The 9,411-nt window shown below is 60.9% G+C and carries 9 protein-coding genes and 1 other RNA gene; 5 read left to right on the top strand and 5 right to left on the bottom strand.

From position 1 onward, the window contains the following. Positions 1-375: 375 nt before the first annotated feature. Positions 376-2,133, top strand: coding sequence for an EAL domain-containing protein (locus VZ95_RS09590; RefSeq protein WP_045775643.1), 1,758 nt, complete (start codon positions 376-378; stop codon positions 2,131-2,133). Here the strand turns inward: VZ95_RS09590 and VZ95_RS09585 are convergent. The 5 genes from VZ95_RS09585 to VZ95_RS23995 all read right to left on the bottom strand — a co-directional run bounded on the left by VZ95_RS09585 (position 2,060) and on the right by VZ95_RS23995 (position 4,548). Further along, entirely contained in the window at positions 2,060-2,926 is an 867-nt protein-coding gene (locus tag VZ95_RS09585; RefSeq protein ID WP_045775642.1) for a TIGR00282 family metallophosphoesterase, read from the bottom strand. The two genes, VZ95_RS09590 and VZ95_RS09585, sit on opposite strands and share 74 nt — an antisense overlap. Positions 2,927-2,964: 38 nt before the next feature. Then, the gene (locus VZ95_RS09580) at positions 2,965-3,591 is read right to left on the bottom strand and encodes a 5-formyltetrahydrofolate cyclo-ligase (RefSeq protein WP_052711646.1); all 627 of its coding nucleotides are present in this window, start codon (positions 3,589-3,591) and stop codon (positions 2,965-2,967) included. A 218-nt stretch (positions 3,592-3,809) separates the two neighbouring features. Further along, positions 3,810-3,964: non-coding RNA, 6S RNA (ssrS, locus tag VZ95_RS22955), on the bottom strand. A gap of 8 nt (positions 3,965-3,972) precedes the next feature. Beyond that, positions 3,973-4,314, bottom strand: a complete 342-nt coding sequence (locus tag VZ95_RS09575; protein ID WP_084627695.1) for a cell division protein ZapA — start codon at positions 4,312-4,314, stop codon at positions 3,973-3,975. 3 nt (positions 4,315-4,317) lie between these two features. After that, on the bottom strand, positions 4,318-4,548 hold the full coding sequence (locus tag VZ95_RS23995) for a hypothetical protein (RefSeq protein WP_156995204.1): 231 nt from the start codon (positions 4,546-4,548) through the stop codon (positions 4,318-4,320). A 222-nt stretch (positions 4,549-4,770) separates the two neighbouring features. Between VZ95_RS23995 and tkt the strand changes: the two genes are divergently transcribed. From tkt to VZ95_RS09555, 4 genes are all read left to right on the top strand, one after another. Next, positions 4,771-6,765, top strand: coding sequence for a transketolase (tkt, locus tag VZ95_RS09570; RefSeq protein ID WP_045775640.1), 1,995 nt, complete (start codon positions 4,771-4,773; stop codon positions 6,763-6,765). 60 nt (positions 6,766-6,825) lie between these two features. Next, on the top strand, positions 6,826-7,833 hold the full coding sequence (gap, locus tag VZ95_RS09565) for a type I glyceraldehyde-3-phosphate dehydrogenase (protein WP_045775645.1): 1,008 nt from the start codon (positions 6,826-6,828) through the stop codon (positions 7,831-7,833). 78 nt (positions 7,834-7,911) lie between these two features. Then, positions 7,912-8,370: a hypothetical protein gene (locus VZ95_RS21855; RefSeq protein ID WP_052711645.1), complete on the top strand. Its 459-nt coding sequence runs from the start codon at positions 7,912-7,914 to the stop codon at positions 8,368-8,370. 98 nt (positions 8,371-8,468) lie between these two features. Further along, a partial coding sequence (locus VZ95_RS09555) for an ELWxxDGT repeat protein (protein WP_045775639.1) occupies positions 8,469-9,411 on the top strand: 943 nt, incomplete at its 3' end.

Below are 9,411 nucleotides of genomic sequence, written 5' to 3'. Positions count from 1 at the left end.
CGTCTTTTTACACCAAAGATCCTAAAGGCTTCGCGGATGCTTCGGCAAAATTAGAAACGTTACGCTCGCAGCTTGCAACGCTCGAAGACCGTTGGTTGGAGCTGGAAATGAAGGCAGAAACACTGGCGCAGGCGCGTTCGTAACCCAATCCTCCCATTTCTTTAGCGTTTTCTTAATAATGACAATCGTTTTATTGTTAATAAAAGCTTAATACAGAATTTATGCTTAAATTGTTTTGAACTCTTGCGGTAAGGTTTCGGACCCGCTACCCTAGTTGAGTAAGTTTTCCTGCCTTATGGACACGGCCACGTGAAATCTGCCGTTACCCCTGCTCGTTCTGGCACCAGTGTAACGGCCTCCGCTCCGATAGAGGGAGTGTCCTCGCGCGCCGCCACCGTTTCCGACGCCAAACTCGCCCGGTTGCGCGAAGATCGCGCGCGGCTGTTGGCGTTTTCCTTCTCCCGTGCCGAGCTTTTGCTGGAAGTCGATGCGGGGATGAAAATCACCTATTGCTTCGGCGCGAGCTACTCGCTGACCGGCCTGTCGACGGATGATCTTATTGGACGGCCTCTCGCAAGCCTGTTGGCCGAAACCAGCCGGGGCCTGATTAAAGAAGTCCAAACCGCCCTTACCAATGGCCTGCGCCTGCGCCCGCAGTCGCTGTTCATGACCGTCCAAGGCGGGCGGATGTCGGCCGGATCGGTGGCGGGTTTTCCCCTGCCGGAGCGCCAAGATCGGTTCTACCTATCGTTTGCGAACCGTTTGGATGTGGCTGAGGATGGCTTGCCGCGCGCCTTGGAGCGTTTGGAAGAAGGCCCGAACCAGCGCGACCGTTCGACCGGCCTGCTCACTCAAGATGCGTTTACCGAAATCGCCACCCGCCGTTTAAAATATGCCAAAGAGCACCCCGATCAAGAGCCGCTGCGCTTGACGATGGTGGATTTGCAGGGCGTTTCGGACCTCGGCGCGCGGCTGGATGCGACTGAACAAGCCGCCTTTCAACGGGCGCTCGGCGCGCTGCTGTCCAGCCAAAGCCAGGGCGGCGATAGCGCGGTGCGCCTCAGCGACGATAAATACGGCGTTCTGCACGAAGCCTCGGTTGATGCGCGCGACATCAAGGCACAGGTGGAAGCGCTGGCACGGCAACTTGATCCGGAAGGCCAGGGCGTCGAAGTCACCGCCAGCGAATTGAAGATCGATATTACCGATATCAATGTGGTCGATGCCAGCCGCGCGCTGATTTATGCCGTCACGAAGTTTACCGAAACGCAAAAGGGCGATTTTACCGTCACGAATTTGAATGAAAGCCTAGGCGAGTTGATGAAGGACACGGTCGCCCGCGTCACCTCGATCCGTGATATTCTTGCCTCTCACGGTTTCAGTATGGTTTTTCACCCGATTGTCGATTTGAAGACCCGGCGCATTCACCATCAGGAGGCGCTGTCGCGCCTGCCGGACGGCTCCTCCCCTTTCGAAACCGTGACCTTCGCCGAACAGGTCGGGATGGTGACGGAACTCGATATGTCCATCTGCCGCCAAGTGCTGAAGCAATTGGATGCCGAGCCGGAAGCCTATGACATTGCCGTGAATATTTCGGGCGGATCGCTCGAATCCGAGCTTTTCGTCAATGATTTTGAAGAATTGCTGCGGCGTTATCCCAAACTGCGCCGACGCCTGTTGATCGAAGTGACCGAGTCGGCCGCCATTCGCGACCTAGACCGCGTCGGCCGGATTATCGATAAGCTGCGCGCGCTGGAATACCGCGTTTGCATCGATGATTTTGGCGCGGGGGCCGCCGCTCTCCATTATTTGCGCGCCTTCAAGGTCGATGTGGTCAAGCTCGACGGCATCTATGTCAAAAACATCCAGAGCAATGACCGCGACCGCATGTTCGTGCGCGCCATTCTGTCGCTCTGCAAAGAGCTTGGCATTGAAACCACGGCGGAAATGATCGAAACCGAAGCCCAGGCCGCCATCCTCACCACGCTCGGCGTTACCCACGGTCAGGGCTATCTCTTCTACAAGCCGAATAGCCGGATTTTCAAAACGCCCGGCCTATTCACCGATCCCCGACCAATGGGCACCCGCCCTCTCCCGCCCCCGCCCGCGCCGGAGTGTGTGGGAGTAGGTTAAGCCTCCAGCAACCCCGGCCCGCGCCGCACCGGCGGATGGCTTCGGCGAGCCCATTTGCCCCCAGCGTTACCAGCGCACCGCAGATCGTGCCTTCGCCTTCCGCCGGGGTCAGGCGCTCGCCGGGCAGTTTGCGGACGAAGCGGGCGACCGCCGGATCGGCCTTCATGCCGATGACGCTGTTATAATCGCCGCACATGCCCGCGTCGGTCTGATAGGCCGTACCTTTGGGTAACAGTCGCCCGTCGGCGCTGGGAACATGGGTGTGGGTGCCGACGACGAAGGACACGCGCCCGTCGAGATAATGCCCCAGCGCCATTTTCTCGGAACTCGCTTCGGCATGCACATCGATCAAAATACCATCGACGCTGCCGCCCAGCCGGTATTTCGAGAGTTCGGCGTCGAGCGTGCGGAAGGGATCGTCGAGCGGGTCCATGAACAGGCGGCCCATCACATTCACCACCAGCAGCTTCTTGCCGCCTTTGGTATAGAGCCCCGCGCCGCGCCCCGGCGTTCCTGGTGGATAATTGATCGGGCGGATAATGCGGCCTTCGGCGTCGATTTGCGTGAGCAGCGTGCGCTGATCCCACGAATGATTGCCTAAGGTGAGGCAGTCGATTCCCGCCGCGAACAGCTCGTTGGCGATCTCCAGCGTCAGCCCGAAGCCGCCCGCCGCATTTTCGGCATTCACCACAATGAAATCCGGGGAAAGCTCAGCCTTCAGCCCCGGCAGATGCTTTAGCAGGGCATCCCGGCCCGACCGGCCCACAATATCGCCAAAAAAGAGTACGCGCATCGGCCTAAGCTCCCCCACCGACGGCCGCAGGAGAGTTTTTAAGACTCTTGCGGGAAATGCCGGCAACCCCGTTCGGTTACGATAACCGATAAAGGTTTGTCATAGGGGCCAACGGGCAAAAGGGAAAGAGGATCATCGGCGTCAAACGGGCAGGCCTGATCTGAAAAAGCGATTCCAATCGCCAGAATCCCCGGGCGCACTGCCAAAGTCCGATCATAAAAGCCGCCGCCCTGGCCCAAGCGCTGCCCCACTCGGTCGAAGGCCAGCAGCGGCACCAAGATCACATTGGGATCACAGAGCGGCGCTTCCGGGCGCGGCTCGGTGCTGAACAGCGCATGCACCAGCGTATCGCCGGGGGACCATTGGCGGAACAGCAGCGGCTTGTTCATATCCTCGACGACGGGCAAGGCGAGCGTCCAGCCGCGCTGAGCCAGCCGCTCCATCGCCGGGCGCGGGTCAAGCTCCATCCCCTGCGGCCAATAGCCAGACAGGCACCCCGGCGGATATTTGGACAGAAAGCTTTCAAGATGCGCCGCCAGCGCTAAGGCCGATCCCGGTTCCGCCCGCGCCGCCAGTTTGCGCCGCACGCGCGCTTGCCGCCGATGCCAAGCTTTGCGGGTCTCCAGCGGGGCTGTGTGCCACGCGGCAGACCCCGGCGTCAGCATTGCCGGATCAAGACCTCGCGCATGGGCTGGCAAAGGAGAGAAGGCCACGGCACAACTCCGGCAACTCTAGGAAGCAATCTTAACCGGATATTAATATAGTCAGGACTGGAAGAAAAGAATTTTAGGTAAACGCACGACAGATACCGCATGTGCGAAAAGCGCAATCACCCTTCCCAAAAGGGAAAGGCAAATTCCAATGGTCTAAAATATTCGAAACCGTGGTAGCCGCCTTGGCCGTTGGCACAGAATCCTCTGTGGCCTGCGCAAGCAGGTGGGCGCCATATACCTAGACCAGGATCTAGACAGGGACAGCTCCCGAAGGATCGTCATTGGCCCCAGGGAAATATTGGCCTGACGCACCAGGCAGCTACCGGAGTCACCTTAGGCGTGTTCTAGGGAACCCGCAAGCTGCTCAATCCGGTCGGCCAATGCGTGCAGCGCATCGGCGGCGCGCTCGTCCAGCCCTTGTAATCGCTGCTGCGACGCCCGGTTTTCATCCAGTTCGTCGGCGAGCAGCAGGGCCGCGACCAGCAGAAGCTGGGCTTCCCCCACTTGGCCGAAGCTGCGGACCAGCCCGGAGATGCGATTATCGACCTCGCCCGCCAGCGCCCGGAGCCGTTCTTCTTCCCCCGGACCGCAGGCAACGCGGTAGGTTCGGCCATTCACGACGATATCGAGATCGGGCATCCCAGTGTTTCCCCCGTCGGTGCGCGCGTCGCTCATGGTTTAAGTCGCCAGCAGGCCGCGAAGCCGACCGATGGTCTGCTCCAGCCGTTCGGCGGCTTGGCGGTTCGCCAGCACCAGCGCCGCATTCTGTTCTTCTGCCGCACGCAAGGCAGAGGCGACCCGCGACACTTCGGCGGGGTCCACGGGGGGACGCGCCTGAATAGCCCCTTCAAGGCGAGCCAAAGCGGCTTCAACCCTGTTTACGGCCTGCGCGTATCGACTATCCGTCATTACCATAGCCTATTCCCTAACCTACTCGCACACGCGGGACAATCATATTAAGGCCGAGGCGCTATGAACAAGCGCATTCCAAGGATTATCCCCGTTACAAATCTTGCGTCAGAAGGATATTGACGCGCCTTCGTGGGTTGCTATGGTCCCGCCGATTTAGGTTTTGACCCAAGCGTGCCCCTCGGCCTTTGCACCCGCGCCCCTTCGAACGGAAAAACGATCATGACCAATAGCTTACCGCCCTTAGACGTTTCGCGCCAGAAGCAGATGGCGAATGCCATTCGCGCGCTGTCGATGGACGCGGTGGAAAAGGCCAAGTCGGGGCATCCGGGCATGCCGATGGGCATGGCCGATGTCGCCACCGTTCTGTTTACCCGGCATCTGAGCTTCGACGCCGCAACGCCCGATTGGCCGGATCGCGACCGCTTTATCCTGTCCGCCGGGCATGGCTCGATGCTGATGTATAGCCTGCTGCACCTCACCGGCTATGCCGATATGACGCTGGAAGAAATCAAGAATTTCCGCCAGTGGGGCGCACGCACGGCAGGGCATCCGGAATATGGCCATGCGGCGGGGATCGAAACCACCACCGGCCCCTTGGGTCAGGGCATCGCCAATTCGGTCGGCTTCGCGCTGGCCGAGCGCGTGCTGAACGCCAAATACGGCACGGATTTGGTCAATCACTACACCTACGTGATTGCGGGCGACGGCTGCCTGATGGAAGGCATTAGCCAGGAAGCGATTTCGCTGGCGGGGCACTTGAAGCTGAACCGCCTGATCGTGCTGTGGGACGATAACCGCATCTCCATCGACGGCCCGACCTCGCTGTCGACGTCTGAAGACCAAGCCCTGCGCTTCCAGGCGGCCGGCTGGCAGGTACTGAGCTGCGACGGGCACGATGCCGCCGCCGTCGATGCCGCGCTGACCGCCGCCAAGAAAAGCGATAAGCCGGTTCTCATCGCCTGCCGCACGACTATCGGCTATGGCGCACCGAAGAAGGCGGGCACCTCCGGCTCGCACGGCTCGCCCCTGGGGGCGGAAGAAATCGCCGGCGCCCGCGCCGCGCTCGATTGGCCGCACGCGCCCTTCGACATCCCGGCGGATATTCTGGCCGACTGGCGCGCGGCGGGCAGCCGGGGCCAGGCTGCTTTCACGGCCTGGACCGACCGGCTGAACAAGGCCGATGGCCACCTGCGCGCCGCCTTCGAACAGGCCATCAGCGGCGAGCTTCCCAGCACTTTTGCCGCGACGGTTGCCGCTGCCAAAGCCCAACTGGTGGCCGACGCCCCGAGTCTTGCCACCCGCCAAGCCTCGCAAAAGGCTATCGAAATTCTCACCCCTGTCGTGCCGACCTTCCTCGGCGGCTCGGCTGATCTCACCGGCTCGAACCTGACCAAGCTGAAGGCCGATACCGGCGTTTCTGCCGACAATTACGGCGGTTCTTACGTCTATTACGGCATCCGCGAACACGGTATGGCGGCGGCGATGAACGGTATGGCCCTGCACGGCGGCATCATTCCGTTCGGCGGCACCTTCTTGGTCTTCACCGACTATTGCCGCCCGGCCATCCGCCTCTCGGCGCTGATGAACCAGAAGGTCATCTACGTGATGACCCATGATTCCATCGGCCTCGGCGAAGACGGGCCGACCCATCAGCCGGTCGAACATATGGCCGCTCTGCGCTGCATTCCGAACCTGAAGGTCTTCCGCCCCGCCGACGCGGTGGAAACGCTGGAAGCTTGGGCGCTCGCCGTCAGCCTACCCGGCCCCTCGGTGCTGGCGCTGTCGCGGCAAGCCGTTCCGGCCCTGCGCAAAGATGCCGACGCCCAGAACCTCACCGCGCGCGGTGCTTATGTGCTGAGCCCGGCCCAGGGCGCGCGCAAGGCCACGCTCCTCGCCACCGGCACGGAAGTCTCGCTGGCGATCAAAGCCCAGGAAACCCTCGCCGCCGCCGGAATCCCCGTCGCCGTCGTCTCGATGCCGTCCTGGGAGCTTTTCGCCCAGCAGGACGCCGCCTACCGCGCCGAAGTGCTCGGCACCGCCCCGCGCATTGCGATTGAAGCCGCCAGCGGCTTCGGTTGGGAGCGGTTCACCGGCGACGCGGGGCTGTTCATCGGCATGCAGGGCTTCGGTGCCTCGGCCCCGGCAGAACGGCTTTATGCGGAATTCGGCATTACCGCCGACGCCGTGGTTGCAGCGGTCAAAGCGCGCGTGTAATTTCACTACAGAAAACACGAAGAATCGCCCCTTTCGGCGGTTTGAATGGAGGAAAATCTCATGGCTATTCGCGTTGCGATTAACGGTTTCGGCCGTATCGGTCGGTTGGTGCTGCGGGCCTTGGCCGAATCGGGCCGGGACGATCTGATTGTCGTCGGCATCAACGACCTCGGCGATGTGAAGGCGAATGCCCACATGCTGAAGTATGATTCGGTTCACGGCACCTTCCCGTTCGACGTAACCACCGGCGACGATTGGATGGACTTCGGCAAGGGCAAGATCAAAGTCACCGCCGAACGCGACCCCGCGAAGCTGCCGTGGAAAGAGTTGAACGTCGATATCGCCTTCGAATGCACGGGCATCTTCACCAAGCGCGACGCCGCCGCCAAGCATCTGGAAGCTGGGGCCAAGCGCGTGCTCGTGTCCGCCCCCGCCGATGGGGTTGATCTGACCGTCGTCTTCGGCGTGAACCACGACAAGCTGACCCGCGATCACCTCGTCGTGTCCAACGCCTCCTGCACGACCAACTGCCTCGCGCCGGTCGCCTATGTGCTGAATGAAACCGTGGGCCTGGAACGCGGCTTCATGACCACCATCCACGCCTATACCGGCGATCAAAACACGGTCGATACCCTGCACAAGGATCTGCGCCGCGCCCGCGCCGCCGCCCTGTCGATGATCCCGACCTCGACCGGGGCCGCGCGCGCCATCGGTCTCGTGCTGCCGGAACTGAAGGGTAAGCTGGACGGAACCTCCATCCGCGTGCCGACGCCGAACGTGTCGTTGATCGATCTGACCATCGTCACCAAAAAGCCGACGACGGTCGATGAAATCAACGCCGCGATGCTGGCGGCTTCGACCGGCAAGCTCAAGGGCGTGCTCGGCACCACCACGGAAGAGCTGGTCTCGTCGGACTTCAACCATAATCCGGCCAGCTCCACCTTTGATCTGACCCAAACCCAGGTAATCGACGGGACTTTCGTCCGCGTGCTCTCCTGGTACGATAATGAATGGGGTTTCTCGAACCGCATGCTCGATACGGCAGCGGCGATGGGTAAGCTGATTTAATATCAGTTCATCCAATTGATCTAAGACCGCCCCTTTCGCATATGTGGAAGGGGCGGTTTTCTTTGAGGGAGACGCCGAATGACGGCATCCGATTTCGCCTGGCCGCCGATGGTGACGGTCTATGATCTCGCCCAAGCCCGGCAGGCCGCGACGCGGGCGCAGGCGCTCGGCACCGGCCTAACACTGCTCTCCGCCGATAGCGCCGCCGAACAGGTCGGCGTCGGCTGGATGGCGAGCTTGGGGCAAGCGATTCGCGGGGAATTCCCGAGCCTTCCACTCTATGTCATTCTCGATTGCGGTGCAGCGGGCGGGCGGGCGATGGCCGCCTTACGCGCGGAAGTCGATGCGATTATTTTCACGGGCGGGGAGCGCAGTAGCCTCGCGCTCGCCGATCAAGCCGATGATCTCGGTAAGGGGCTGCTGGCCGAACGGCCCGCTTCGTTGGATTTTCTCACCCTGCCTGCCGATCCGGCCCGCGCCGAGAAAACTCTGTCAGACTGGCTTTTGGCCGGAACAATAGATTCAACTGAAAACTAAAGAGACCTGGGAAACCCTATAACCTAAAAGGATTATTCTTTTATCATAGAATTCTCATAAAATTTGAGTTATCTTGCTTCTTTCAGACGGAGGGAGCAATGGTTTCGAGCTTGACAGTCACCGCCCTACAGCGTGCCCAGCAAACACTGGATCGGGCTTTGGCGCGGCTTGGCACCGGGCAGATCGAAACCAGCAGCACAGTTAACCGCCCCCTCGCTCAAACAAAAGCCGATCTCGGGCGCGCTGCCGCAGCGCAGCAAGCAAAGGCTGCTGAAGCGGCTCAGCAGCGCGAAAAATACAGCATTCAAGCCGATGCTTACGGCGAGGCTGAAATACGCTACCGTGCGGGCGCGAATATCATCCAAAGCAGCATCCGTGACGATTCGACCGTGCGCGAACGCCAAAGCGCGGTTGCCGAGGCGCAGAAACTCTACGAATCGATCGATCCTTTATACGGCAGTGCGCTTTATCAGGGCGATCAAGTCGCCTTTCGCGGTCAAGACTATGGGCTTCCGACCCCCACCGGCCTTGGGACCGGCAATGACGTAAGCCTGTCTGATCGCGTTTTCTTTGCCGCCGATGATGGCGTCGGCGGCTTCGAGTTGTGGAGCACTCTCGGCACGCCCGGAAGCGAAGTCGCCGTTGGCGATATCGAGGTCGGCCCGGCCGGGCAGTTCAGCGCGGGCGTGCAGCCGAAATGGGCCGCCGCAAATGGCCTGCTCTATTACACGGCAACCACGGCGGCGAATGGCACCGAACTCTGGCGCTCGGACGGCACCAAAGGCGGCACCTTCCTGCTATCGGATTTAACGCCGGGTGCGGCCAGCAGCACGATTAGCAATTTAACCGAATTCAAAGGCGCGCTCTATTTTACCCTCTCCGAGGGAACGAACCATTACCTTTACAAAAGCGATGGTCGCGCGTCGAATACGGTTCGGATCGGTCAAATCGCCACCGGGGCAGCGCCAAAATATTTCACCGTGGCAGGCGATTCGCTTTATTACATCTCGCAAAAATCCAGCGATGGCATTGAGCTTCGCC

Origin of the sequence: Elstera litoralis (assembly GCF_000963705.1) — a bacterium.
GTDB lineage: Bacteria > Pseudomonadota > Alphaproteobacteria > Elsterales > Elsteraceae > Elstera > Elstera litoralis.
This window is presented reverse-complemented; position numbering and strand designations above follow the sequence as displayed.

Coding starts and splice junctions, on each gene's coding strand:
- VZ95_RS09585 (WP_045775642.1), bottom strand. CDS start 2,926: ATGCGCGTACTCTTTTTTGGCGATATTGTGGGCCGGTCGGGCCGGGAT.
- VZ95_RS09580 (WP_052711646.1), bottom strand. CDS start 3,591: ATGCTGACGCCGGGGTCTGCCGCGTGGCACACAGCCCCGCTGGAGACC.
- VZ95_RS09575 (WP_084627695.1), bottom strand. CDS start 4,314: ATGAGCGACGCGCGCACCGACGGGGGAAACACTGGGATGCCCGATCTC.
- VZ95_RS23995 (WP_156995204.1), bottom strand. CDS start 4,548: ATGACGGATAGTCGATACGCGCAGGCCGTAAACAGGGTTGAAGCCGCT.
- tkt (WP_045775640.1), top strand. CDS start 4,771: ATGACCAATAGCTTACCGCCCTTAGACGTTTCGCGCCAGAAGCAGATG.
- gap (WP_045775645.1), top strand. CDS start 6,826: ATGGCTATTCGCGTTGCGATTAACGGTTTCGGCCGTATCGGTCGGTTG.
- VZ95_RS21855 (WP_052711645.1), top strand. CDS start 7,912: ATGACGGCATCCGATTTCGCCTGGCCGCCGATGGTGACGGTCTATGAT.